Source organism: Pseudomonas sp. NFPP24, assembly GCF_900112095.1.
GTDB lineage: Bacteria > Pseudomonadota > Gammaproteobacteria > Pseudomonadales > Pseudomonadaceae > Aquipseudomonas > Aquipseudomonas extremorientalis.
This window is the reverse complement of the sequence record NZ_FOKD01000007.1, coordinates 1-24,388: the sequence shown is the minus strand read 5'-3', so window position 1 is coordinate 24,388 and position 24,388 is coordinate 1. Positions and strand designations below refer to the sequence as shown.

Annotated in this window: 21 protein-coding genes and 3 pseudogenes; 13 read left to right on the top strand and 11 right to left on the bottom strand. The window is 60.8% G+C overall.

What is annotated here, in order from left to right; translation table 11 throughout:
- Positions 1 to 138: 138 nt before the first annotated feature.
- From prpF to BM026_RS16180, 5 genes are all read right to left on the bottom strand, one after another.
- On the bottom strand, positions 139 to 1,329 hold the full coding sequence (gene prpF / locus BM026_RS16200; RefSeq protein ID WP_093529338.1) for a 2-methylaconitate cis-trans isomerase PrpF: 1,191 nt from the start codon (positions 1,327 to 1,329) through the stop codon (positions 139 to 141).
- Positions 1,330 to 1,338: 9 nt separating this feature from the next.
- Positions 1,339 to 3,933 carry a Fe/S-dependent 2-methylisocitrate dehydratase AcnD gene (acnD, locus tag BM026_RS16195; protein ID WP_093529335.1) on the bottom strand — a complete coding sequence of 865 codons (2,595 nt, stop codon included), beginning with the start codon at positions 3,931 to 3,933 and terminating at the stop codon, positions 1,339 to 1,341.
- Positions 3,934 to 4,132: 199 nt separating this feature from the next.
- Positions 4,133 to 5,260 carry a bifunctional 2-methylcitrate synthase/citrate synthase gene (gene prpC / locus BM026_RS16190; RefSeq protein WP_092242678.1) on the bottom strand — a complete coding sequence of 376 codons (1,128 nt, stop codon included), beginning with the start codon at positions 5,258 to 5,260 and terminating at the stop codon, positions 4,133 to 4,135.
- 41 nt (positions 5,261 to 5,301) lie between these two features.
- Entirely contained in the window at positions 5,302 to 6,195 is an 894-nt protein-coding gene (prpB, locus tag BM026_RS16185) for a methylisocitrate lyase (RefSeq protein ID WP_021491517.1), read from the bottom strand.
- Entirely contained in the window at positions 6,195 to 6,905 is a 711-nt protein-coding gene (locus tag BM026_RS16180) for a GntR family transcriptional regulator (protein ID WP_058427390.1), read from the bottom strand. The genes prpB and BM026_RS16180 overlap by 1 nt, the downstream gene beginning before the upstream one ends.
- A gap of 270 nt (positions 6,906 to 7,175) precedes the next feature.
- Here BM026_RS16180 and BM026_RS16175 point away from each other — a divergent pair, with 270 nt between their 5' ends.
- The 4 genes from BM026_RS16175 (at position 7,176) to pabB (ending at position 11,679) form a co-directional block, all read left to right on the top strand.
- Positions 7,176 to 7,712 (top strand): retropepsin-like aspartic peptidase RloA, encoded by a 537-nt coding sequence (locus BM026_RS16175; RefSeq protein ID WP_093529332.1) that lies wholly within the window; start codon positions 7,176 to 7,178, stop codon positions 7,710 to 7,712.
- A 5-nt stretch (positions 7,713 to 7,717) separates the two neighbouring features.
- Positions 7,718 to 9,250, top strand: coding sequence for an osmotic stress tolerance membrane protein RloB (locus BM026_RS16170; protein ID WP_092242672.1), 1,533 nt, complete (start codon positions 7,718 to 7,720; stop codon positions 9,248 to 9,250).
- Positions 9,250 to 10,236, top strand: a complete 987-nt coding sequence (locus tag BM026_RS16165) for an alpha-L-glutamate ligase-like protein (RefSeq protein WP_071491420.1) — start codon at positions 9,250 to 9,252, stop codon at positions 10,234 to 10,236. The genes BM026_RS16170 and BM026_RS16165 overlap by 1 nt, the downstream gene beginning before the upstream one ends.
- A gap of 99 nt (positions 10,237 to 10,335) precedes the next feature.
- Positions 10,336 to 11,679: an aminodeoxychorismate synthase component I gene (gene pabB / locus BM026_RS16160; protein WP_093529329.1), complete on the top strand. Its 1,344-nt coding sequence runs from the start codon at positions 10,336 to 10,338 to the stop codon at positions 11,677 to 11,679.
- A 123-nt stretch (positions 11,680 to 11,802) separates the two neighbouring features.
- Here pabB and thrH read toward each other — a convergent pair whose 3' ends face one another.
- Entirely contained in the window at positions 11,803 to 12,420 is a 618-nt protein-coding gene (gene thrH, locus BM026_RS16155; protein ID WP_093128089.1) for a bifunctional phosphoserine phosphatase/homoserine phosphotransferase ThrH, read from the bottom strand.
- A gap of 152 nt (positions 12,421 to 12,572) precedes the next feature.
- Here thrH and BM026_RS16150 point away from each other — a divergent pair, with 152 nt between their 5' ends.
- From BM026_RS16150 to BM026_RS16140, 3 genes are all read left to right on the top strand, one after another.
- Complete coding sequence (locus tag BM026_RS16150) at positions 12,573 to 13,307, top strand: phosphoadenylyl-sulfate reductase (protein ID WP_071491423.1); 735 nt, start codon at positions 12,573 to 12,575, stop codon at positions 13,305 to 13,307.
- 467 nt (positions 13,308 to 13,774) lie between these two features.
- Positions 13,775 to 15,301, top strand: coding sequence for an NCS1 family nucleobase:cation symporter-1 (locus BM026_RS16145; RefSeq protein WP_093529326.1), 1,527 nt, complete (start codon positions 13,775 to 13,777; stop codon positions 15,299 to 15,301).
- 13 nt (positions 15,302 to 15,314) lie between these two features.
- Positions 15,315 to 16,031, top strand: coding sequence for an aspartate/glutamate racemase family protein (locus tag BM026_RS16140; protein ID WP_071491425.1), 717 nt, complete (start codon positions 15,315 to 15,317; stop codon positions 16,029 to 16,031).
- Here the strand turns inward: BM026_RS16140 and BM026_RS16135 are convergent.
- Entirely contained in the window at positions 16,012 to 16,941 is a 930-nt protein-coding gene (locus tag BM026_RS16135; RefSeq protein WP_093529323.1) for a LysR family transcriptional regulator, read from the bottom strand. The two genes, BM026_RS16140 and BM026_RS16135, sit on opposite strands and share 20 nt — an antisense overlap.
- 125 nt (positions 16,942 to 17,066) lie before the next feature.
- On the opposite strand from BM026_RS16135, the gene BM026_RS16130 reads away from it, so the two are divergent.
- Positions 17,067 to 17,813 (top strand): 3-oxoacyl-ACP reductase family protein, encoded by a 747-nt coding sequence (locus BM026_RS16130; protein WP_092243314.1) that lies wholly within the window; start codon positions 17,067 to 17,069, stop codon positions 17,811 to 17,813.
- Between the two features lie 85 nt (positions 17,814 to 17,898).
- On the opposite strand, the gene BM026_RS16125 is transcribed toward BM026_RS16130, so the two are convergent.
- The gene (locus tag BM026_RS16125) at positions 17,899 to 18,588 is read right to left on the bottom strand and encodes an HAD-IA family hydrolase (RefSeq protein ID WP_093529320.1); all 690 of its coding nucleotides are present in this window, start codon (positions 18,586 to 18,588) and stop codon (positions 17,899 to 17,901) included.
- Between the two features lie 257 nt (positions 18,589 to 18,845).
- Here BM026_RS16125 and BM026_RS16120 point away from each other — a divergent pair.
- Both BM026_RS16120 and BM026_RS16115 read left to right on the top strand, forming a co-directional pair.
- Positions 18,846 to 19,097 (top strand): annotated as a pseudogene (locus BM026_RS16120) (type II toxin-antitoxin system RelE/ParE family toxin); the annotation flags it as partial.
- Complete coding sequence (locus BM026_RS16115; RefSeq protein ID WP_175507951.1) at positions 19,051 to 19,407, top strand: helix-turn-helix domain-containing protein; 357 nt, start codon at positions 19,051 to 19,053, stop codon at positions 19,405 to 19,407. The pseudogene BM026_RS16120 and the gene BM026_RS16115, both read left to right, overlap by 47 nt.
- 130 nt (positions 19,408 to 19,537) lie before the next feature.
- On the opposite strand, the gene BM026_RS16110 is transcribed toward BM026_RS16115, so the two are convergent.
- Entirely contained in the window at positions 19,538 to 20,506 is a 969-nt protein-coding gene (locus BM026_RS16110) for an SDR family oxidoreductase (protein WP_093514073.1), read from the bottom strand.
- A gap of 93 nt (positions 20,507 to 20,599) precedes the next feature.
- Here BM026_RS16110 and BM026_RS16105 point away from each other — a divergent pair, with 93 nt between their 5' ends.
- The 3 genes from BM026_RS16105 to BM026_RS16095 all read left to right on the top strand — a co-directional run bounded on the left by BM026_RS16105 (position 20,600) and on the right by BM026_RS16095 (position 23,758).
- Positions 20,600 to 21,484, top strand: a complete 885-nt coding sequence (locus BM026_RS16105) for a LysR family transcriptional regulator (protein ID WP_093128097.1) — start codon at positions 20,600 to 20,602, stop codon at positions 21,482 to 21,484.
- A 54-nt stretch (positions 21,485 to 21,538) separates the two neighbouring features.
- The gene (locus BM026_RS16100) at positions 21,539 to 22,117 is read left to right on the top strand and encodes a DUF4337 domain-containing protein (protein WP_093529314.1); all 579 of its coding nucleotides are present in this window, start codon (positions 21,539 to 21,541) and stop codon (positions 22,115 to 22,117) included.
- Positions 22,118 to 22,261: 144 nt separating this feature from the next.
- Positions 22,262 to 23,758: a trypsin-like serine peptidase gene (locus BM026_RS16095; protein WP_093529312.1), complete on the top strand. Its 1,497-nt coding sequence runs from the start codon at positions 22,262 to 22,264 to the stop codon at positions 23,756 to 23,758.
- Positions 23,759 to 24,135: 377 nt separating this feature from the next.
- Here the strand turns inward: BM026_RS16095 and BM026_RS29275 are convergent.
- Together BM026_RS29275 and BM026_RS28955 are read right to left on the bottom strand one after the other, a co-directional pair.
- Positions 24,136 to 24,294: pseudogene (locus tag BM026_RS29275) on the bottom strand (DNA helicase UvrD); the annotation flags it as partial.
- A pseudogene (locus tag BM026_RS28955) lies at positions 24,293 to 24,388 on the bottom strand (IS5/IS1182 family transposase); the annotation flags it as partial. The pseudogenes BM026_RS28955 and BM026_RS29275, both read right to left, overlap by 2 nt.

Sequence of the window (24,388 nt, the reverse complement as noted above, 5' to 3'; positions counted from 1 at the left end):
AGTACTCCTAAAAGGTTGGGTTAGTCCTCAGGATCACGGTTGATCGCTCCATCGCAGGTCTGGCCGCCTGCTTGGGGGTATGAAGATCCAATGTGGGAGGGGGCAAGCCCCCTCCCACACTGGGGACAGTGTGGGTTGTTAGAAAGCGTCGCCGGGGACGCGTACGAAGCCCTCCATCAGCACCCGGGCGCTGCGGCTCATGATGGCTTTCTTCACCACCCACTCGCCGTTCACCTGGGTGGCCTCTGCGCCGACGCGCAAGGTGCCGGACGGGTGCCCGAAGCGCACGGCATTGCGCTCCACACCACCGGCCGCGAGGTTGACCAGGGTGCCGGAAATCGCCGCCGCCGTGCCGATCGCCACCGCCGCCGTGCCCATCATCGCGTGGTGCAATTTGCCCATGGACAGCGCACGCACCAGCAGGTCCACATCACCCGCCTTGATCGCCTTGCCACTGGACGCCACGTAGTCGGCCGGCTTGGCCACAAACGCCACCTTCGGCGTGTGTTGGCGTTGGGCGGCTTCGTCCAGGTGCTGGATCAGGCCCATGCGCAACGCGCCATAAGCCCGCACGGTCTCGAACATTGCCAGGGCTTTCGGGTCGCTGTTGATCGCGCCTTGCAGCTCGGTGCCGGTGTAGCCGAGGTCTTCGGCGTTGATGAAAATGGTCGGGATACCGGCGTTGATCAGCGTCGCCTTGAAGGTGCCGACGCCAGGCACTTCCAGGTCGTCCACCAGGTTGCCAGTGGGGAACATCGAACCACCGCCGCCCTCTTCTTCCGCCGCCGGGTCCATGAATTCCAACTGCACTTCGGCGGCCGGGAAGGTCACGCCATCCAGTTCGAAGTCGCCGGTTTCCTGCACCGCGCCGTCAGTGATCGGCACGTGGGCAATGATGGTCTTGCCGATGTTGGCTTGCCAGATACGCACCACAGCCACGCCGTTGTGGGGCAGGCGTGTCGGATCGACCAGGCCGGCGCTGATGGCAAAGGAACCGACCGCCGCCGACAGGTTGCCGCAGTTGCCGCTCCAGTCGACAAAGGGTTTGTCGATGGAGACCTGGCCGAACAGGTAATCCACGTCGTGATCGGCGCGGGTGCTTTTGGCCAGGATCACCGTTTTGCTGGTGCTCGAGGTGGCGCCGCCCATGCCGTCGATTTGCTTGTCGTAGGGGTCGGGGCTGCCGATCACCCGCAATAGCAAGGCATCGCGTGCGGCGCCCGGCACCTGCGCCGATTCGGGCAGGTCTGTGAGGCTGAAAAACACGCCCTTGCTGGTGCCGCCACGCATGTAGGTGGCGGGGATCTTGATTTGCGCTACGTGTGCCATGGTGTCCCCTCAGGCCGTCGCCGCCGATTCCAGGAAGTCCTGGGCAAAGCGTTGCAACACCCCGCCCGCCTCGTAGATCGACACTTCTTCGGCGGTGTCGAGGCGGCAGGTCACCGGCACCTCGACACGTTCGCCATTCTTGCGGTTGATCACCAGGGTCAACTGCGCCCGCGGAGTACGCGCGCCGACCACATCATAGGTCTCGCTGCCATCGATCTTCAGGGTGTGGCGGTCGGTGCCCGGCAGGAACTCCAGCGGCAACACGCCCATGCCCACCAGGTTGGTGCGGTGGATGCGCTCGAAACCTTCGGCGGCAATCGCCTCCACACCGGCCAGCCGCACGCCCTTGGCCGCCCAGTCGCGAGACGAGCCCTGGCCGTAGTCCGCGCCGGCAATGATGATCAGCGGTTGCTTGCGCTCCATGTACGTTTCGATAGCCTCCCACATCCGCGTGACCTGGCCTTCCGGCTCGATGCGCGCCAGGGAACCCTGCTTGACCTTGCCGTTTTCCACCACCATTTCGTTGAACAGTTTCGGGTTGGCGAAGGTGGCGCGCTGCGCAGTCAAGTGATCGCCCCGATGCGTCGCGTAGGAGTTGAAGTCGACTTCCGGCAGGCCCATTTTCGCCAGGTATTCGCCGGCGGCGCTGTCGAGCATGATCGCGTTGGAGGGCGACAGGTGGTCGGTGGTGATGTTGTCCGGCAGCACCGCCAGCGGGCGCATGCCCTTGAGGGGACGGGCACCGGCCAGCGCACCTTCCCAGTAAGGTGGGCGGCGGATATAGGTGCTTTGCGGACGCCATTCGTACAGCGGCGCGACTTTCGGGCCAGTGTCTTCGTGGATGGCGAACATCGGGATGTAGACCTGGCGGAACTGCTCCGGCTTGACCGAGGCCTTGACCACTGCGTCGATCTCTTCGTCGCTCGGCCAGATGTCCTGCAGGCGGATTTCCTTGCCATTCGCGTCGAGGCCAAGCACGTCTTTCTCGATGTCGAAGCGGATGGTGCCGGCAATCGCATACGCGACCACCAGCGGCGGCGACGCGAGAAACGCTTGCTTGGCGTAGGGGTGAATACGCCCGTCGAAGTTACGGTTGCCCGAGAGCACGGCGGTGGCGTACAGGTCGCGGTCGATGATTTCCTGCTGGATCACCGGATCGAGTGCGCCGGACATGCCGTTGCAGGTGGTGCAGGCAAACGCCACCACACCGAAGCCGAGTTTTTCCAGCTCATGGCCCAGGCCGGCTTCTTCCAGGTACATCGCCACGGTTTTCGAGCCGGGTGCCAGGGACGATTTGACCCACGGCTTGCGGGTCAGCCCAAGCTTGTTGGCGTTGCGCGCCAGCAGGCCGGCGGCGATCACGTTGCGCGGGTTGCTGGTGTTGGTGCAACTGGTGATGGCGGCGATGATCACTGCGCCGTCAGGCATTTGGCCTGGCACTTCGTCCCACTGGCCGGAAATACCCTTGGACGCCAGATCGCTGGTGGCAACGCGAGCATGGGGGTTGCTCGGGCCGGCCATGTTGCGCACGACGCTGGACAGATCGAAGGTCAGCCCTCGCTCGTACTGCGCGCCCTTGAGGTCATCGGCCCACAGGCCGGTGTGGCGAGCGTACTGCTCCACCAGCGTGACTTGTTCGTCTTCGCGGCCGGTGAGCTTCAGGTAGGCGGTGGTCTGTTGATCGATGTAGAACATCGCCGCAGTCGCGCCGTATTCCGGGGCCATGTTGGAGATGGTTGCACGGTCGCCGAGCGTGAGTGCCGAAGCACCTTCGCCGAAGAACTCCAGCCAGGCGCCAACCACTTTCTGTTTACGCAGGAACTCGGTCAGCGCCAGCACCATGTCGGTGGCGGTGATGCCCGGTTGCAGCTTGCCGGTCAATTCGACGCCGACGCTTTCCGGCAGGCGCATCCACGAGGCGCGACCGAGCATCACGCTCTCGGCTTCCAGGCCGCCGACACCGATGGCGATCACGCCCAGGGCATCCACGTGCGGGGTGTGGCTGTCGGTGCCGACGCAGGTATCGGGGAAGGCCACGCCGTCGCGCACCTGGATCACCGGGGACATTTTCTCCAGGTTGATCTGGTGCATGATGCCGTTGCCGGGCGGGATCACATCGACGTTCTTGAAGGCCTTCTTGGTCCACTCGATGAAGTGGAAACGGTCTTCGTTGCGACGGTCTTCGATGACGCGGTTTTTTTCGAACGCGTCCGGGTCAAAACCACCGGCTTCGACGGCCAGGGAGTGGTCGACGATCAGTTGGGTCGGCACTACCGGGTTGACCTGGGCCGGGTCACCGCCTTGCAGGGCGATGGCGTCACGCAGGCCGGCGAGGTCGACCAGAGCGGTCTGGCCGAGGATGTCGTGGCACACCACACGCGCCGGGAACCATGGGAAGTCGAGGTCGCGCTTGCGTTCGATCAGTTGGCTCAAGGAAGCATTGAGGGTGGCTGGGTCGCAGCGGCGCACCAGGTTTTCCGCGAGGACGCGGGAGGTGTAAGGCAAGGTGGCGTAGGCGCCAGGGGTGATTGCCTCGACGGCCGCACGGGCGTCGAAGAAATCCAGGCGGCTGCCGGGAAGCGGTTTGCGGAATTCAGTGTTCATCGTCAGGACTCGATCACGGTGATAACAAAGGGAGGACCTGCACCGATCCAGAATTGAAATGCGGTCACAATGTGGGAGGGGGCTTGCCCCCGATAGCGGTGGGTCAGTGCCCGCTGCATCAACTGACAGACAGCAATCGGGGGCAAGCCCCCTCCCACATTTGATCCGGTTAACAATTCGGGATCGTCGGCATTCCCATTCAGCGACGTTCGATTGGCACGAACTTGCGCTGCTCGACGCCGGTGTATTCGGCGCTTGGACGGATGATGCGGTTGTTGGCGCGCTGTTCGAACACATGCGCCGCCCAGCCCGTCAGGCGCGAGCACACGAAGATCGGGGTGAACAGCTTGGTCGGGATGCCCATGAAGTGGTACGCCGAGGCATGGTAGAAGTCAGCGTTGGGGAACAGCTTCTTCTGTTCCCACATGGTCTTGTCGATGGCTTCGGAGACCGGGAACAGCACCTTGTCGCCCACCTCGTCCGCAAGTTTTTTCGACCAGCCCTTGATCACTTCATTACGCGGATCGCTGTCTTTGTAGATCGCGTGGCCAAAGCCCATGATCTTGTCCTTGCGCGCCAGCATGCCGAGGGTGCCTTCGACCGCCTCTTCAGCGGACGAGAAACGCTCGATCATTTCCATCGCCGCTTCGTTGGCGCCGCCGTGCAGCGGGCCGCGCAGCGAGCCGATGGCGGCGGTGACGCAGGAATACAGGTCGGACAGGGTCGAGGCACACACCCGGGCGGTGAACGTCGAGGCGTTGAATTCGTGTTCCGCGTAGAGGATCAGCGACACGTTCATCACCTTGACGTGCAACTCGCTGGGCTTCTTGCCGTGCAGCAGGTGCAGGAAGTGGCCGCCGATGCTCGGCTCGTCGGTCACGCAGTCGATGCGCTTGCCGTCGTGGCTGAAGCGGTACCAGTAGCACATGATTGCCGGGAAGGCTGCGAGCAGGCGGTCGGTGACGTCGCGCTGCACGCTGAAGTCTTTTTCCGGCTCGATATTGCCCAGGAACGAGCAACCGGTGCGCATTACGTCCATCGGGTGGGCGTCGGCGGGGATACGCTCCAGCACTTCCTTCAGCGCTTGCGGCAGGTCGCGCAGCTTGCCCAGCCTGGCGCTGTAGGCGGCCAGCTCGGTCTTGGTCGGCAACTCGCCGTACAGCAGCAGGTAGGCGACTTCTTCAAATTGCGCATCGGCGGCTAGTTCGCGCACGTCGTAGCCGCGATAGGTCAGGCCGGCACCCGCCTGGCCCACGGTGGACAGTGCGGTCTGCCCAGCCACCTGGCCACGCAGGCCGGCACCACTCAATACTTTTGCTTCAGCCATGTCTGTTCTCCAATCTTGAATTTATTTGGGAGTGCGCCGGGTTATTTTTTCGCGGCAAACAGCGCGTCGAGCTTCTGCTCGAAGGTGTGGTAGTCGATGCGATCGTAAAGCTCCATGCGGGTCTGCATGGTGTCGATCACGTTCTGTTGGGTACCGTCGCGACGGATCGCGGTATAGACATTCTCGGCGGCCTTGTTCATGGCGCGGAAGGCCGAAAGCGGGTACAGCACGATGGAAACATCGGCAGATTTCAACTGTTCGGTGGTGTACAGCGGCGTGGCGCCGAACTCGGTGATGTTGGCCAGGATCGGCGCTTTCACGCGGGAGGCGAACAGTTTGTACATCTCCAGCTCGGTGATAGCTTCCGGGAACACCATGTCGGCGCCGGCCTCAATGCAGGCGGCGGCACGTTCCAGCGCGGATTCCAGGCCTTCGACGGCCAGCGCATCGGTACGCGCCATGATCACGAAGCTGTCATCGGTGCGCGCATCCACGGCGGCCTTGATACGGTCGACCATTTCCTGCTGGGACACGATTTCCTTGTTCGGGCGATGACCGCAACGCTTGGCGCCCACCTGATCTTCGATATGGATGGCGGCCGCGCCGAACTTGATCATCGACTTGACGGTGCGCGCCACATTGAATGCCGAGGAGCCGAAGCCGGTGTCCACGTCCACCAGCAGCGGCAGGTCGCACACGTCGGTGATGCGGCGTACGTCGGTCAGCACATCGTCCAGGCCGGTGATGCCCAGATCCGGCACACCGAGGGAGCCAGCCGCCACCCCGCCACCCGACAGGTAGATAGCCTTGAACCCGGCGCGCTTGGCCAGCAGTGCGTGGTTGGCGTTGATCGCACCCACCACCTGCAGCGGGTGTTCACTGGCGACCGCGTCACGGAAACGCTGGCCGGGAGTCGTCTTGTTATTGGAACTCATCATTCACCTCGTGATGGGGGAGTGCCGTCCGGGAAGTGACGGGCAATATTGCGTTTGGATGCGCCGATATGCCGGCGCATCAACAGTTCGGCCAGTTCACCGTCGCGATCGGCAATCGCGTCGAGAATGCGGTGGTGCTCGGCAAAGGCCTGGCGCGGACGATTGGGGGTGGCGGAAAACTGGATGCGGTACATACGCACCAATTGGTACAGCTCGCCGCAGAGCATCTGGGTCAGGGTGCGGTTGCCGGCGCCCTGGATGATCCGGTAATGGAAGTCGAAGTCGCCCTCCTGCTGGTAATAGCCCAGGCCGGCCTGGAAGGCTTCGTCGCGCTCGTGGGTGTGCAGCACTTGGCGCAATTCTTCGATTTCCGCGTCGGTCATGCGCTCGGCAGCCAGGCGACAAGCCATGCCTTCGAGGGATTCGCGGATTTCATAGAGCTCGATCAGTTCGTCGTGGCTCAGCGACACCACCCGCGCGCCAACGTGAGGCACGCGCACCAGCAGGCGCTGGCCTTCCAGGCGGTGGATCGCCTCACGCAGCGGGCCACGGCTGATGCCGTAGGTGCGCGCCAGCTCCGGCTCGGAGATCTTGCTGCCCGGGGCGATCTCGCCCTTGACGATGGCGGCCTGGATACGCCGGAAGACGTTCTCGGACATGGTCTGGGAGTCGTCTTGCGCCACCACTGGGGATTCCAGCTGATCCAGCATATTGTCGACACCTTTGAAAGCAATGCCGCAAAAACTAGCCAATCAGCCCAGGATAGTCAAAGAATAAATACACATTGTCGACAATCGTCTAATAACCAGGGTTGCACCCTATCAGGGCATGGCCGCCTGCCAGCGCTGGCGCCAAAAAAGCATCATGTTAGAATGCCCGGCACTTTTGCCTGACATCATTGGATGAAACGGCGTACGAGGGAGTTTGCGCAGCAATGCCAGTCGCCTTGAATTGAACATCGCACTGCCGCCTCGGGATCTATGAGACTCAAACCCTTCCTTCTATTGATTTGCCTGTTGACCGCACCCAGCCTCGGCGCTGCCGCCGAGAAGACCGTGTATGGCCTCAACGAATACGCCCAATTGGCCGGTATCGACCTGGAAGTCGCTGCCAAACTGGATACCGGTGCCAAGACCGCCTCGCTCAGTGCCCGTGATATCAAGCGCTTCAAGCGCAACGGCGAATCCTGGGTGCGCTTCTACCTGGCCATCGACACCGCCCATTCCCATCCCATCGAGCGTCCCCTGGCCCGCGTCAGCAAGATCAAGCGCCGCGCCGGTGACTACGACCCCGATGAGGACAAGAACTACACCGCCCGTCCGGTGATTGCCCTGGATATCTGCATGGGCACTGCTTTACGCAGCATCGAAGTGAACTTGACTGACCGCAGCGCATTCCAATACCCGCTGCTGATCGGCTCCGAAGCGCTGAAACGCTTTGATGCGCTGGTCGACCCCAGTCTTAAATACGCAGCAGGCAAACCCGCCTGCGCCGCCGACGCTCATACCGCCGAGTAAACCGAATGCGCTCTCTGACCCTGCACCTGAAGATCCTGATCACCATCCTGGTGGTTTTGGGTATTTCGGTCACCGCTTATCAGATCTTCGTGCTGGGGATCCCCGTCACCGAGGACGCCACCGACGACTTGTGGAACATCGACGCCAAGGTCGAGTTCGTCGCCAACCCGAAAGACCCGGTGAAGATCCAGATGTTCGTGCCGCCCCTGAGCCGCGACTTCGTCAGCCTCAACGAAAGCTTCATCTCGAATAACTACGGGGTGAGCGTCAACCGCATCGACGGCAACCGCAAGGTCACCTGGTCGGCGCGCCGCGCCAAGGGTAACCAGACCCTGTACTACCGCCTGGTGCTGACCAAGCGCTACAGCGGCGAGAAGGTCAAGGTCAAAGGCCCCACCTTCCGCGACAGCATCGCCGTGGAAGGCCCGGAAAAGATTGCCGCCGAAGCCCTGCTGGCACCGATCCGCCAGCACTCGGCCGACGTCGAGACGTTTATCACCGAAGCGATCAAGCGCACCAATAACCTCAACGACGACAATGTGAAACTGCTGCTGGCGGGCGACCCTTCGACGCCACACAAGGCCAAGATCGTCGAGCTGCTGCTGTCCATCGCCCACGTGCCGGTGGAAAAGGTCCACACCATCCGCCTGGTCGCCGACCAGCCGCAAACCCCGGAACTGTGGTTGCGCAGCTTCAACGGCAATGACTGGTTGTACTTCAACCCGGAAACCGGCGAACAGGGCCTGCCCGCCGACCGCCTGCTGTGGTGGACCGGTGATGAAAACCTGATCACCGTCGAGGGCGGCAAGAAGGCCATGGTGACCTTCAGCCTGAACAACAGCGAGATGAACGCGATTCGCCTGGCCAAGCTGACCGACGAGAACACCGACGCCAACTTCCTCGAATACTCGCTGTACGGCCTGCCGCTGCAAACCCAGCAGACCTTCATGATCATGGTGATGATCCCGATTGGCGTGCTGGTGATCCTTATCCTGCGCAACCTGATCGGCCTGCAGACACTCGGCACGTTCACCCCGGTGCTGATCGCTCTGGCGTTCCGCGAGACGCAGCTGGGCTTCGGGATTGTGCTGTTTACGATTATCACGGCGCTGGGGCTGTCCCTCAGGTCGTACCTGGAACACCTGAAATTGCAGATGCTGCCAAGGTTGTCGGTGGTGCTGACCTTCGTAGTAGTGCTGATTGCGGCCATCAGCCTGTTCAGCCATAAGCTGGGGCTGGAGCGCGGGTTGTCGGTGGCGCTGTTCCCGATGGTGATCCTGACCATGACCATCGAACGCCTGTCCATCACCTGGGAGGAACGCGGCGCCAACCATGCGCTGAAAGTGGCGATTGGCACGCTGTTCGCGGCGTCCCTGGCGCATCTGATCATGAGCGTGCCGGAGCTGATCTACTTCGTGTTCACCTTCCCGGCGGTCCTGCTGATCCTGGTGGGGTTCATGCTGGCCATGGGGCGTTATCGCGGTTACCGCCTGACCGAGCTGGTGCGTTTCAAGGCGTTCTTGAAGGCTGACCGGTAATGTTCGGTTTCTGGAAGACCTGGAAAGCCCTGGAAGCGCGCGGGATCATGGGCATCAACCGGCGTAACGCCGACTACGTGCTCAAGTACAACAAGCGCAGCCTGTACCCGATCGTGGATGACAAGATCATCACCAAGGAGCGCGCGCTGGCGGCCGGCATCCATGTACCGGAAATGTACGGGGTGATCAGCACCGAGAAAGAAATCGACAAGCTCGACGAGATCATCGGCGGGCGCAGCGACTTCGTGATCAAGCCGGCCCAGGGCGCCGGCGGGGACGGCATCCTGGTGGTCGCCGACCGCTTTGAAGGGCGCTATCGCACGGTGTCGGGCAAGATCATCAGCCATGAAGAGATCGAGCATCAGATTTCCAGCATCCTCACTGGCCTGTATTCCCTGGGCGGCCACCGTGATCGTGCGTTGATCGAATACCGTGTGGTGCCCGACCAGATCTTCAAGAGCATCAGCTATGAAGGCGTGCCGGACATTCGTATCATCGTGCTGATGGGCTACCCGGTGATGGCGATGCTGCGCTTGCCGACCCGCCAGTCGGGCGGCAAGGCCAACCTGCACCAGGGTGCAATTGGCGTCGGCGTGGACCTCGCCACCGGCCTGACCCTGCGCGGCACCTGGCTGAACAACATCATTACCAAACACCCCGACACCACCAATGCGGTGGATGGCGTGCAGCTGCCCAACTGGGACGGTTTCATGAAGCTCGCCGCCGGCTGCTATGAGCTGTGCGGGCTGGGCTATATCGGCGTGGACATGGTGCTGGACCAGGAAAAAGGCCCGTTGATCCTGGAACTGAATGCGCGGCCTGGGCTGAATATCCAGATTGCCAATGACTGCGGCCTGACCCTGCGCACCCATGCGGTGGAAGCACGGTTGGAAGCGCTGAACGCCGCTGGCGTGACGGAAACCCCGGAAGAACGGGTGAAGTTCGTGCAGGAAATGTTTGGGCATATTCCCCCCGTCGAAGGCTGATCAGGTCTTCAATCTGTCTATCCCCGACATCCCCCCTAGGAGCAAATCCTACGGGGGACTACAATCCCCTCCCCCGCGCCAATGGCTGATCCACCCCGCATGTTGACCTGCTCCGTACACCCGCTGCCCTACCGGGCCAACCCCGCCGAGTATTTCGCGGCGATTCGCCATGCGCCTGGCGCAGTGCTGCTGGACAGCGGCCGACCGGCAGCCGAGCGCGGACGGTATGACCTGTTGAGCGCGTGGCCACACACGACATTGACGGTATCGCACGACGAAAGCGGCAGTGATTTCCTGCAACGCTTGCGTGCAAATCTTACGCAGTTGGGCGAGGCGGATCTGCCTGCTGGTTATGAGCTGCCGTTTGCCGGTGGGTTGATCGGTTACCTGAGCTATGACTTTGGCCGACACCTGGAGCACATGCCGCACCTTGCCGCGGATGACCTGCACCTGCCGGATGCGCGCTTCGGGCTGTATGCCTGGGCATTGATCAGTGATCATCAGTCGCAGACCAGCCAGCTCGTGTTTCATCCGACACTGGCCGATAGCGAGCAGCAACGCTTGATCACTCTGTTCGGCCAGCCGGTCGCCGACAGCGCGGCAATCTTCAAGTTGAACGGTCCCATGGCGCCGGACCTCACCGCCGAGGCCTACCGCCAGGCTATCGTGCGCATCCAGGATTACATCCAGGCCGGCGACTGCTACCAGGTGAACTTTGCCCAGCGTTTCCGGGCCCCGTGCATCGGCGATCCATGGGTCGCTTACTGCGCCCTGCGCGAAGCCTGCCCGACGCCGTTCTCCGGGTTCCAGAGCCTGCCGGACGACGGCGCGGTGCTGAGCCTGTCGCCAGAGCGTTTCGTGCACATCAGCAAACGCCAGGTCGAAACCCGCCCCATCAAAGGCACCCGCCCACGCGGCCTGACGCCTGAGGAAGACGCCGCCAACGCCGCCGAACTGCTGGCCAGCCCCAAGGACCGCGCCGAAAACCTGATGATTGTCGACCTGCTGCGCAACGACCTGGGGCGCACCTGCCGCACCGGCTCGGTCAGCGTGCCGGAGCTGTTCAGCCTGGAAAGCTACCCCAACGTGCACCACCTGGTGAGCAGCGTCATCGGCGAGCTGGCCGACGGCAAGGACGCGCTCGACCTGATCGCCGGCAGCTTCCCCGGCGGCTCCATCACCGGCGCGCCGAAGATCCGCGCGATGCAGATCATCGACGAGCTGGAGCCGACTCGCCGTGGGTTGTACTGCGGCTCGCTGGTGTATCTGGATGTGCGCGGCGAGATGGACAGTTCCATCGCCATTCGCAGTTTGCTGGTGAAGGATGGCCAGGTTTGTTGCTGGGGCGGCGGCGGGATTGTCGCGGACTCGGAATGGGAGGCGGAGTACCAGGAGTCGCTGACGAAGGTGCGGGTGTTGTTGGAGACACTGGACGGTTTGTAGTGACTGGGCTGGCCTCTTCGCGGGCAAGCCCGCTCCCACATTTGACTGCATTCTCATGATGGAGCTCGGTCAAGTGTGGGAGCTGGCTTGCCTGCGAAGAGGCCATCAGCCGCGCTGAAAGCCTTACAGGCTCAACGACCGATTCGAGGCCTTGATGAATTCTTTCTTCAACTCCTCGAAGGTATGCACCGCCGGGAATTGCGGGAATTCGCGAATCACGTTTTCCGGCGCGTGGAACAGAATCCCACGGTCGGCTTCGCCCAGCATGGTGGTGTCGTTGTAGGAGTCGCCGGCGGCGATCACGCGGTAGTAGAGGGTCTTGAAGGCCAATACCGACTGGCGCTTCGGATCTTTCTGGCGCAGTTGGTAACTCACCACACGGTCAGTTTCGTCGGTAATCAGGCGGTGGCACAGCAGGGTCGGGAAACCCAGCTGACGCATCAGCGGCTGGGAGAATTCGTAGAAGGTGTCGGACAGGATCACCACCTGGAAGCGCTCGCGCAGCCAGTTGACGAACTCGACGGCGCCATCCAGCGGTTTGAGGGTGGCGATCACTGCCTGGATGTCGGCGAGCTTGAGCCCGTGCTCGTCGAGGATGCGCAGGCGCTGCTTCATCAGCACGTCGTAGTCGGGAATGTCCCGAGTGGTGGCGCGCAGGGATTCAATACCGGTTTTTTCGGCGAAGGCGATCCAGATTTCCGGAACCAGTACCCCTTCCAGGTCGAGACAGGCAATTTCCACAAGACACTCCCCTATAGATGTTGTTGGTTGAGCGAGCAAAAGGACTGCCGAACTCTAGCGATTCATGCTCGCCGCCGCAACGCAGGGCGGATTTTGATACCATCGCTCCCCTATAGAGCGCTCAGCGCCACTGACCTGTAGGAACCGTCCTGATGAACCAAGCCTTCGACGTCGCTGAACTTGCCGCGACTTATGCCAACAAATCCGCCCAGGACATTCTCAAGCTGGCCTTCAACCAGTTCGGTGATGACCTGTGGATTTCCTTCAGCGGCGCCGAGGACGTGGTGCTGGTAGACATGGCCTGGAAGCTGAACAAGAACGTCAAGGTGTTCAGCCTCGACACCGGGCGCTTGCACCCGGAGACCTATCGGTTCATTGAGCAGGTGCGCGAGTTCTACAAGATCGATATCGAGTTGATCTCGCCGGACCAGAGCAAGCTGGAACCCTTCGTCAAAGAGAAAGGCCTGTTCAGCTTCTATAAGGACGGCCACGGCGAATGCTGCGGCGTACGCAAGATCGAACCGCTGCGCCGTAAACTCGCCGGCGTCACTGCCTGGGCCACCGGCCAGCGCCGCGACCAGAGCCCCGGCACCCGCAGCCAGGTGGCGGCGCTGGAAATCGACACGGCCTTCTCTACCCCGGAACGCACCCTGTACAAGTTCAACCCGCTGGCGCAGATGACCAGTGAGGAAGTCTGGGGTTACATCCGCATGCTGGAGCTGCCTTACAACAGCCTGCATGAGCGCGGCTTCATCAGCATCGGCTGCGAGCCCTGCACCCGCCCGGTGTTGCCGAACCAGCATGAGCGTGAAGGTCGCTGGTGGTGGGAGGAAGCCACGCAGAAGGAATGCGGGTTGCATGCGGGGAATATCATCAGCAAGGCCTGAAGTTGCGCTGTAAAAAATGTGGAAGGGGGCTTGCCCCCGATAGCGGTGGGTCAGCCAGGTCAATAGTGACTGACACTCCGCAATCGGGGGCAAGCCCCCTCCCACATTTGAGTTATGTTGGCCACTGAACGTGTACACACATATGTAACCATCGGTGCCATTTATGTGTGCAATGCATCTTGTTGCGCACCATTACGTAACACCTCTCCCCTCCTGCCTTTTGTCTTTACAAATAGCCCGGTTCCCACCAAAAAATAAATAACTGTTCAAACGGTCAATTTATATCGCTTTGAATTCAGCTAGTTATTCAATAAACCTATAAAAACGAAATTACCCCAAGTTTTCATAGATCAAAAACTGGCACGCAAGTGGCTTAAGGTGAAACACGCTTTGTATACAATAAATACAAAACATACATACACTTTGCCATCTGCGGCCTGGCTGCCGATGTGCTGGAGCCTGCCGGAATGCGTACAAGCCTCTCGAATAACATCGCACTGGATCTGCCCTCCTCCCTGAAGCCCGAAGCCATCGAGCCCGGCCCCCTGGTGCTGAGCCCACGCCTGCACAACAAGGACCTGGCGCCCACCAAGGTTGAAGGCCGGCGCTGGGGTCGCTATAGCATCTTTGCGCTGTGGACCAATGACGTGCACAACATCGCCAACTACTCGTTCGCCATTGGTTTGTATGCGCTGGGCCTGGGCGGCTGGCAGATTCTGTTGTCTCTCGGCATCGGTGCGGCGCTGGTGTACTTCTTCATGAACCTGTCGGGTTATATGGGCCAGAAAACCGGTGTGCCGTTTCCAGTGATCAGCCGTATCAGCTTCGGCATTCATGGCGCGCAGATTCCGGCGTTGATCCGCGCGGTGATTGCGATTGCCTGGTTCGGCATCCAGACCTACCTGGCGTCGGTGGTGTTCCGCGTGTTGCTGACGGCGATTCATCCCGGCTTTGCCGAATACGACCACAATTCGATCCTGGGCCTGTCGTCCCTCGGCTGGGTGTGTTTCGTGGCAATCTGGCTGGTGCAATTGGTGATCCTGGCCTACGGCATGGAAATGGTACGCCGCTACGAAGGCTTCGCCGGACCGGTGATTTTGCTCACCGTGGCGTCGTTGGCCGGTTGGATGTATTTCCAGACCGGCGGGACTATCGCCTGGTCGATCCGCGAGCCGCTGAGCGGCGGAGAGATGTGGCGCAATATCTTTGCCGGCGGCGCGCTGTGGCTGGCGATCTACGGCACGCTGATCCTCAATTTCTGCGACTTCGCCCGCTCCTCGCCGTGCCGCAAGACCATTCAGGTGGGTAACTTCTGGGGCCTGCCAGTGAATATCCTGGTGTTTGCCGCGATCACCGTGCTGCTGTGCGGCGGGCAATTCCAGCTAAATGGCCGAGTCATCGAAAGCCCGACCGAGATCATCGCGGCCATCCCGAGTACTTTCTTCCTGGTGCTGGGCTGTCTGGCGTTCCTGATCGTCACCGTGGCGGTGAACATCATGGCCAACTTTGTCGCGCCGGCCTTTGTGCTGAGCAACCTGGCGCCCAAGTACCTGAACTTCCGTCGCGCCGGGTTGATCAGCGCCACCGTGGCGGTGCTGATCCTGCCGTGGAACCTCTACAACAGCCCCCTGGTGATCGTGTACTTCCTGTCCGGCCTGGGCGCGCTGCTGGGGCCACTGTATGGGGTGATCATGGTCGATTACTGGTTGATCCGTAAAAGCCAGGTGGACGTGCCGCAGTTGTACAGCGAAGACCCGCGCGGCGTTTATTACTACAGCCGTGGAGTCAATTTGCGTGCGGTGGCAGCGTTTATTCCTGCGGCGGTGATCGCCATTCTCCTGGCCTTGTTACCGGGTTTTGCCAACGTGTCACCGTTTTCCTGGATGTTTGGCGCCGGTATTGCAGGGCTGTTGTACTTGCTGATCGCCAAGCGCCAGCCGTTCTACGCCGATGTCAGCGGCGAAAGCATTGCCGTCGATAACGTCAGTCATTAATCAAGGACCTTCCATGCGTATCCTCGTGGTCAACGTCAACACCACCGAATCCATCACTGAAACCATCGCCCAGCAAGCGCGCGCCGTGGCTGCGCCGGGCACCGAGATTGTCGGGCTCACGCCGTACTTCGGCGCCGAATCGGTGGAGGGCAACTTTGAAAGCTATCTGGCGGCCATCGCGGTGATGGACCGGGTGATGGCCTATGACCAGCCGTTTGATGCAGTGATCCAGGCCGGGTACGGCGAGCATGGTCGTGAAGGCTTGCAGGAATTGCTCAACGTGCCGGTGGTGGACATCACCGAAGCCGCCGCCAGCACCGCGATGTTCCTGGGTCACGCCTACTCGGTAGTGACGACCCTGGACCGCACGGTGCCGCTGATCGAAGACCGCCTGAAACTGGCCGGCCTGTACCAGCGCTGCGCCTCGGTGCGCGCCAGTGGCATGGCGGTGCTGGAGTTGGAAGAAAACCCGCTGGCAGCGATGGAGGCCATCGTGCGCCAGGCGGAACTGGCCATCAGCGAAGACAAGGCCGAGGTGATCTGCCTGGGCTGTGGCGGCATGGCCGGGCTGGATGAGCAGATTCGCCAGCGCACCGGTGTGCCGGTGGTGGATGGGGTGACAGCGGCGGTGACCATTGCCGAGTCGCTGGTGCGGCTGGGGTTGTCGACGTCGAAGATCAGGACTTACGCAACGCCAAGGGCGAAAAAAGTCATCGGTTGGCCGCGCTGAAGCGTTGGTTCAACTGCTGCTCGGCGAATTGCTCGATGATGAAATCCACAAACGCGCGGGTCTTGCCGGGCAGCAGTTTGTGTTCGGCGTAGTAGATGGAGATGTTGCCGTCGTCGACGTACCAGTCGGGCAGCACTCGAACCACCGCACCGCTGTCCAGGAATGGCACGGCCATAGGCATGCTCACCAAGGCGACGCCCAGGCCTTGGGCGCTGGCGCAGCAGGCGGCTTCGGAATCGCTCATGGTCATGCTCGGTCTAAGCACCAGCGGGCGGTGTTCACGCTCGGTACTGGTCAATTGCCAGGAGCGCACGCGTCCGGTCTGCGGTGAACGGATGAGAATCCCGTGGCAACGCGCCAGGTCTTCGGGCACCCGCACCGGGGGATGCTGCGCCAGGTAGTCCGGTGACGCCACCAGCACGCGATGGGCCGGGGTCAACTTGCGCGCCACCACTCCCTGGGGCAGCTCGAAGCCACCACCGATGGCGGCATCGAAGCCCTGGCCGATCAGGTCGACCTGGCGGTTATCGAAATGCCAGTCCGGGCTGATGTCCGGGAAGCGGCGCATGAACGCGCCCAATAGCGGCACCACGTAGCGATTGCCAAACACCGTACCCATGCTCACTTTCAATGTGCCCACCGGCCGCCCTTCAGCGCTGGCCAGGTTGGCCACGGCGTTCTGGATGGTGGTAAGGCTGCCGCTGACCTCTTCGAGAAACAGCTTGCCGGCTTCGGTGAGGGTAAGGCGCCGGGTGCTGCGCTGGAACAGGCGTACGCCCAAACGCGCTTCGAGCTTGGCGACACTTTTGCCCACCGCCGCCGGTGTCAGGCTCAGGTGCCGCGCCGCTTCGGCAAAGCTGCCACCTTCGGCGCTGCGCACGAAACATTCGATACTGCCAAAGCCTTCCATATCGACCACTCTAAACTTTCGGTTTACACAGACTATAGCAATCCTGGTCTACCGGGAGGGGCTGGCGAGGTCGATACTCGGTTCCAACAACAAGGCATCCCGCCTTGAACAGCTTGGAGATCGACATGACCACCCAAAACCTCAGCGGCAAAGTCGCCTTGATTCAAGGCGGTTCTCGCGGCATCGGCGCCGCCATCGTCAAACGTCTTGCCGCACAGGGCGCAGCCGTTGCCTTTACCTACGTCAGCTCGGCCGCCAAGGCCGAAGAACTGCAGAACAGCGTGATCAGCGAAGGCGGCAAAGCCCTGGCGATCCATGCCGACAGCGCCGATGCCGATGCGATACGCAATGCGGTCAACGCCACCGTCGAAGCCTTTGGGCGTCTGGATATCCTGGTGAACAACGCCGGCGTGCTGGCCATCGCGCCGCTGGAGGATTTCAAGCTGGAAGACTTTGACCAGACCCTGGCAATCAACGTACGCAGCGTGTTTATCGCAACCCAGGAAGCGGCCAGGCATATGGGTGAAGGCGGCCGCGTGATCAATATCGGCAGCACCAATGCCGAACGCATGCCGTTTGGTGGCGGTGGCCCATATGCGATGAGCAAGGCAGCGCTGGTGGGCTTGACCAAGGGCCTGGCGCGGGATCTGGGGCCACGGGGGATCACCATCAACAACGTGCAACCTGGGCCGGTGGATACCGATATGAACCCGGCCAACAGTGATTTTGCCGAGAGTCTGATTGGGTTGATGGCGGTGGGGCGGTATGGGCATGTGGAGGAGATTGCCAGTTTTGTGGCTTACCTCGCAGGACCGGAAGCGGGCTATATCACCGGTGCAAGCTTGACCATCGATGGTGGCTTCAGCGCCTAGGGCTTCCTGAACACTGCCAATCAAATGTGGGAGGGGGCAAGTCGAATCGTCGCACCGCCCCTCCCACATTTTCAACCGCGATCAATCAGGCTCGAGGTGGCAGGCCGTAGGCCGCCAGGTCAAAGTCCGCGAGCTTGCGGATGATCTGGTCGGCGTGGTGGTACTTGCTGTCGGCCATGGCTTCATCCGGCACGGCGATGGCGGTCATATGGGCAGCTTTGGCAGCAGTGACGCCGAAGGGTGAGTCTTCGAACACCAGGCAATCCTCGGGCGCAACGCCCAGGCGGCGGGCGGCGGTGAGGAAGATGTCTGGCGCGGGTTTGGCGGCGCCGACTTCCGGGTCGTCAGCGGTGACGATGGTGTCGAACAGGCCAAACCATTCGCGGTGCAGGGTGGTCTTGTGACCAAACGAATTGCGCGACGAACTGGTGCCCACGGCAATCGGGATATTGTGCGCCTTCAAGTGCCGCACCAAGGCTTCGGCACCGGGCATGCCCAAGGCCTTGGGGAAACGCTCGCTCATCAGCGGTTCGCGGATCTCCAGGAATTGAGCCGGTGTGATCGGCAGGTCCAGCGCCTTCACCACGTAGTCCGCCAGGTCCTGGGCACCACGCCCGATGATGTGCTGCTTGATGCCCCAGTCGTAGGTGCGGCCGTAGCGCTCGGCGATGATCTGTGTGACTTCGGTGTAGATGCCTTCAGTGTCCAGCAACAGCCCGTCCATATCGAAAATCACGGCCTTGATCGGACCGACTGCGGTACGCGGTGCATTCATCACGACAACCCAAGGGAAAGACTAAAAGGATTCAGCACAATAGCGGGGTGGGTCCCATGCAGGCAACCGCCATGACTTTGTATCGATTCGATTCCCGAGCTGATGGCCCTTCATATCAGTGCCTCATAACTGGCAACAGTTATAACGGTCGCTGTGTGCGGCGACCGTCTACGGTTTGTGAGGGCAGCGCGAACCGCCACTGGCCGGCGTCTGAAAATATCGCTTGATAACCTTATAAAAGACTTATTAATCTTCCGATGAACTCCATCCACTGGACTAGAAAATCCGTAAAGCAACTGCTTCGGTTGCATACGTATCATCAGCAACAGGTACGCGATGCGGTGTCAGCGCTTGAGCGCATGCCCGAGGCAGCCAACGTCAAGGCATTGGTCAATTACCCCCATGGTTATCGCTTGCGCGTGGGTAATTACCGAGTCCTTTTCGATTGGGATCGCGATATCCATGTGGTCAGCATTGAAGAGGTCAAGAAGCGTGACGAGCGAACCTACTGCCGTACAGATCATCCACAATACGGAGGGCAAGCCAGCCTTTGTGGTGATTCCCTATGAACATTATCTGGCCCGGCAGAACGATCCAAATCTGATTCCCCATGCGGTGGTAAGCCGCCTGGTGGATGGGGCAACCCCTATCCGTGCATGGCGCGAACACCTGAACCTGACCCAGGAAGAGGTTGCCAAACGCCTGGGCATTTCCCAATCCGCATTTGCCCAACAAGAGTCGGGGAGTAAACCTCGCCGTGCAACCCGGGAAAAGATTGCCAAGGCGTTCGGCATCGACGCCAGTCAACTGGAGCTATAGAGCGTTACTCTGGAAATCTGCCCCCTCACCTCAGCCCACCCATTGAAGCCCTTGCTCAAGGCTTTCACCTGGATCCGCGCATGGGCCAGTGCCGTAGAGGGCGATGCCACAGGCCACTTCGAGCTAAACTTCACACCGCCCGAGGCAGGCACCCCATGCCGGCCAGGGTCGTCTCCACCGCTTCATCCAGCGGCGTGCAAGGTTCAGCGCCCAATACCGCAACCAGCCGCGTGTTATCGAGCAGCACAGGGGTTTGCCACAGGTAACGCATCTCCAGCATTTCACGGAAGGTGACGACAAAGGGCGAAGCTATTTTGAGCAGCCACCAGGGGAACATCCTGACGACAGGCTGTTGCCCCGTCCTACGCAGCACCACGCGCTGGATCGCCCGGCTCAGCTGTGTGCCATCCGTGTCCACCTGCCCCGCCATATGAAAACGCGCGAACGCCTCCAGGGTTTCACGGCGCTCGAGCAGTTCAACCATCGTACGCGCCACATCGGGCAGGTACGCCCACTGATGGGCCACACCTGGCGCACCCGGATAATTGACGCTGCGCACAAGGTTGCCAGGTTTGACCAAGCCCTGGGAAAACCAGCTGTTGGCCGCCTGCGCACCGAAAAAGTCACCGGCGCGCACGATCAGCACCCGCGCCCCGTTGCCTGAAGCTTCGTATAAACGCTGCTCCAGTTGCACACGGATCGCGCCCTTGCGGGTTTGCGGATGTTGGGGAGAGTCTTCGTGCAGCACAGGAAACGCGTCCGGCCCGAAGTTGTAGACGGTACCGGGCAATACAATGGTGGCGCCTTCAGCAACGGCCGCCGCGATGCTGTTGTCGATCATCGGCAGCACCCGCTCGGCCCAGTGCCGATAGCCCGGCGGGTTGACCGCGTGCACGATCACTTCACAGCCTCGGGCTGCAGCAAGTACGTCATCGCGGTTGAGTGCATCACCCTCAAGCCAGTCAAATGCGGCGTTCTGGCCACGGGCCTTGTCGACATCACGGGTCAACGCACGTACCTGCCAACCCGCCGCGAGCAGCTGCCGTGCGACTTCGCCACCAATGCCACCGGTTGCACCCAACACCAATACTTTGTTCATCACACTCTCCCACAGGGGTTGATGGGGACATTTTCTGCGTGCCGGCGCTATAGAGGAATTGTCGAAGATCGCCCAGGCGCTATACATTTATGCATGGCAACGAATATTGGTTGGGAGCTTTACCGGTCGTTCCTCGGCGTTTTCCGAGAAGGATCGTTGTCGGGAGCCGCGCGGCAACTCGGCATTACACAGCCCACGGTCGGCCGGCACATTGCCGCGCTGGAAACGGCGCTGGGCGTGGTGCTGTTTACCCGTTCACCGAGCGGCTTGTTGCCCACGGCGGTAGCCCGGACCCTGCGCGCCCACGCCGAAACCATGGAACGCACAGCGGCGGCACTTGAGCGTGCAGCGTCTGCCCAGGGTGATGAAGTGCGCGGCGTGGTGCGCGTGTCCGCCAGTGAAGTGATCGGCGTGGAAGTGCTGCCGCCGATCCTCACGCAAGTGCGCCAGGCACACCCGCACCTCAAGGTCGAACTGGTGCTGACCAACCGCCTGAGCGACCTGTTGCAACTGGAAGCCGACATCGCCGTGCGCATGGTCCGCCCCAGCCAGGAGCAACTGCTGGCGCGACGCATCGGCTTGATCGAAGTGGGCCTGCATGCCCGCGACGATTACCTGCAGCAACACGGCACGCCCCTGTTGATGCAGGACCTGGCCGGCCACTCAGTGATCGGTTTCGACCAGGAAAACGCATTTATCCGCAGCCTGGCCATCACGGGCTTCGAGCGCAGCGCCTTCGCCCTCAGCAGCGACAGCGACCTGGCACAATTGGCGCTGATCCGCGCCGGTGCCGGTATCGGCGGCTGCCAGGTCCAACTGGCCAAGCGCGATCCCTGCCTGCGCCGGGTCCTGCCAGAAGGCTTTGCACTCAAGCTGGACACCTGGGTGACCATGCACGAAGACCTGCGCAACAGCCCGCGCTGCCGCGTGATGTTCGATGCCCTGGTGGAAGGTTTGCAGCGTTACGTACAGGATTGAGACAGCTTCACTGGTGAAGAATCAGACTCCCTCAGTCCCTTCACAGACGCCCCCATGCCCGAAGCCTTCGAAGTCCCCAGCCCCCACGAAAAACACATCGAACACACCACCGAACATGCCCACGGCCGTGGTGACACCTTCGCCAGCCGCATCGCCGTGATGACCGCGCTCATGGCCACCCTCGGCGCCATGCTCAGCTACCAGGCCGGCTCCACCGAAAGCGAAGCGGCAATGGACAAGAACAACGCCGCCATCTTCAAGACCGAAGCCGCCAACCAGTGGAACTACTACCAGGCCAAATCCAGCCGGCAAAACCTGGCAGAACTGGCCACCCACATTCCCGGCGTGGACGCGGTGCATTACAAGGAAGAGATCGAGCGCTACAGAAGCCAGAAGGAAGACGTGCGCAAACAGGCCGAAAAGCTTGAGACCACGTCAAAGCAATGGGATGAAAAGTCGGAACAGGCGCTGCACCAGCACCATCGCTGGGCCCAGGCGATGACCGCGATTCAGATCGCGATTTCGCTGGCGGCGATTACTTTGCTGACCAGGCGGGAATGGTTGAAACGCCTGTCGTATACGGCGGCGGGTGTCGCGGTGGTGCTGGGCAGCCTGGCGTGGCTGCATATCTGAGACGATGCAGTCAAAAGGTGGTGACGCCATGATCACTGGGATCAGCACCTTCTCTCAAGGGCTCACGCAATAGTCCTGTATGGCACTTGCCATGGCCTGATTGGGTAGTTTCAGCCAATCAATGACTTCCTTGTCGGGGCCCTTATGTCACGTACTCACAGCGCTTGCGTTTTCCTGTATCTCCTATTGCTCAGCATCGTCTGGCCCTGCCACGCCAGAGACCTGGCCGAAGGACTTACCGAACAGTCACCGTCCATGGCACTTGAGAATAAACACCACCGTTACCCGCAATGGACCGGCATCGGTTCACTGAAAAACGCCTTAGGCCAGACCTGCAATGCCGTTCTGCTTGACACTCATGATCGCCGGGGCAAGGCCACCGGCCCGGCTTATGTGCTGACCAGCGGGCACTGCGTGTTCTTCAGCTACGGTACGGCGCTCCTGCGCCGGGCGTTCACCGCCGATGTCACCTTCAATTACTTTCATGACACACCTGAGCGGCATGTCACCTACGCCGTCAAAACAGCACATTGGAGCAGCATGGCGGGCACCGATTTAGCCGTGCTCGAACTGGATACGTCACTGGCCGCGCTGGTGGCCAGCGGGATCATGCCACTCAGGCTGGCATCTCAACGTCACACGTCGGATCGAGAAGTGATCAATGTGGGAGCGCCGACCGGGTTTCTGAAAAAGGGACTACGCATGAGCGCCTGCGTGGAGTCGACTATCAACAGTTTTGCCGAACAACCCGGTGTGTTCCCCAACGCCTTGCGCAACCGCTGCAACGGTCTGCGCCCAGGCAGCTCCGGCAGTCCGATGCTGGACCGGAATACCAATGAGATCACCAGTATCATCAGCAAGGTCGCGTCCGCCATTCAGAAGGACATTCTCAATAGCTGTCAGAACAACTCGGTGTGTGAAGCCGCCAAATTCAACTACAGCTATCCCGCCAACCACTTGTACTACTGCTTTGTAGACGGTGTGTTCCGTAATGACACCCCGACCTGCCAGCTCAAGGCCGTTGAAATCACGCTGGACGAACCATGGAACCTGAAGCCGTATGTGCATTTACAACGTGATGCCGCCGGCCAAATAACCCGTCCAACCTGGAACCTGAGATTCTCGATCCAGGAGCCGTTCTACCGATTCAAGGCCGTAAATGACATCAACGATTGCGCACGCACCCACGGCTACCAAGTCGCCGCCGCCTCTGACGAGGCCTACATCGACCAGTCCATCGGCCCCGTGCTGGGGCCGCATGTGTTGTGCATACTCGGCGTGCAAAAGGCCGAGCAACCGCTGACCGAAGCACTCCTGCGTAATGTATTCACCCATTCGGTCTTCCTGACCAACCCCGCACCGGCACCGCAGATCAAGCACCGCTATCACATCGCCTGGGAAAACCAGCACAGCGGTTTTAGCCAGCATTACTACTACAGCGTGCATTCGGCGAGCAGGACCACCTGTGGCGATATTGACGATGAACGCTACACCCTGGCCATGGATGGCATTTTCCTGGAAATAGCAGAGCTGCCGGTCACGTTATGCAGCTATGCACGCAACAGTGTTGGGCAACCGTCAGCCATTCGCACAGACATGATCGAAAGCGCAACGGTTCGTTCGCAGCATCATGCCAGGTGAGGCAGCAAGCCCTTTTCAGCAACCTTTGATGAAATTCGGGTATGAGAATAGGCAATGCCCAAAAGGCACCACTCGACCGGGGCACAGATGGGGGTAGGCTGCGAAATCGAGAGCAAAAAAAATCCCGCAGAGCGTCTAACTCGCGGGATTTCTTCAAGAATTTGGCGGTGAAGGAGGCAGGCATGGCGGAGAGAGTGCCACCACAATGGTCCGTTTCCACCCACCCCATGAAGGCTCACAAAGCCCTGAATAGACAGGTGGCACAAGCCATGCCGGGAGATGAAGATACCTCTTAACGGCCCACACCCACCCAAACAATCCCGTCACAAACGGGGGTACGGACGGGGGTAAAATCGCCAACACTGTCAATCCGACACCTACCATTTCAGTATCGGCGAGCTTGAGCAGATGACAAGTTGCTTGCTGCCACGAGTCATTGCGACATAGAGGTTCTTTGCATTCATCTTTTCTGGCTCAAGAATGACGGCTACGTCCGCCTCAAGTCCTTTCAACAACAAGGTACTTCCCACAGACCTAGGCTCTGTACGAAAAGAGATGTCGCAAACACCGTATGGAACAAGCCTGTGAGACCATTGCGGCATAGCTTTTCGCGAGCTTGTCGAAGCGTGT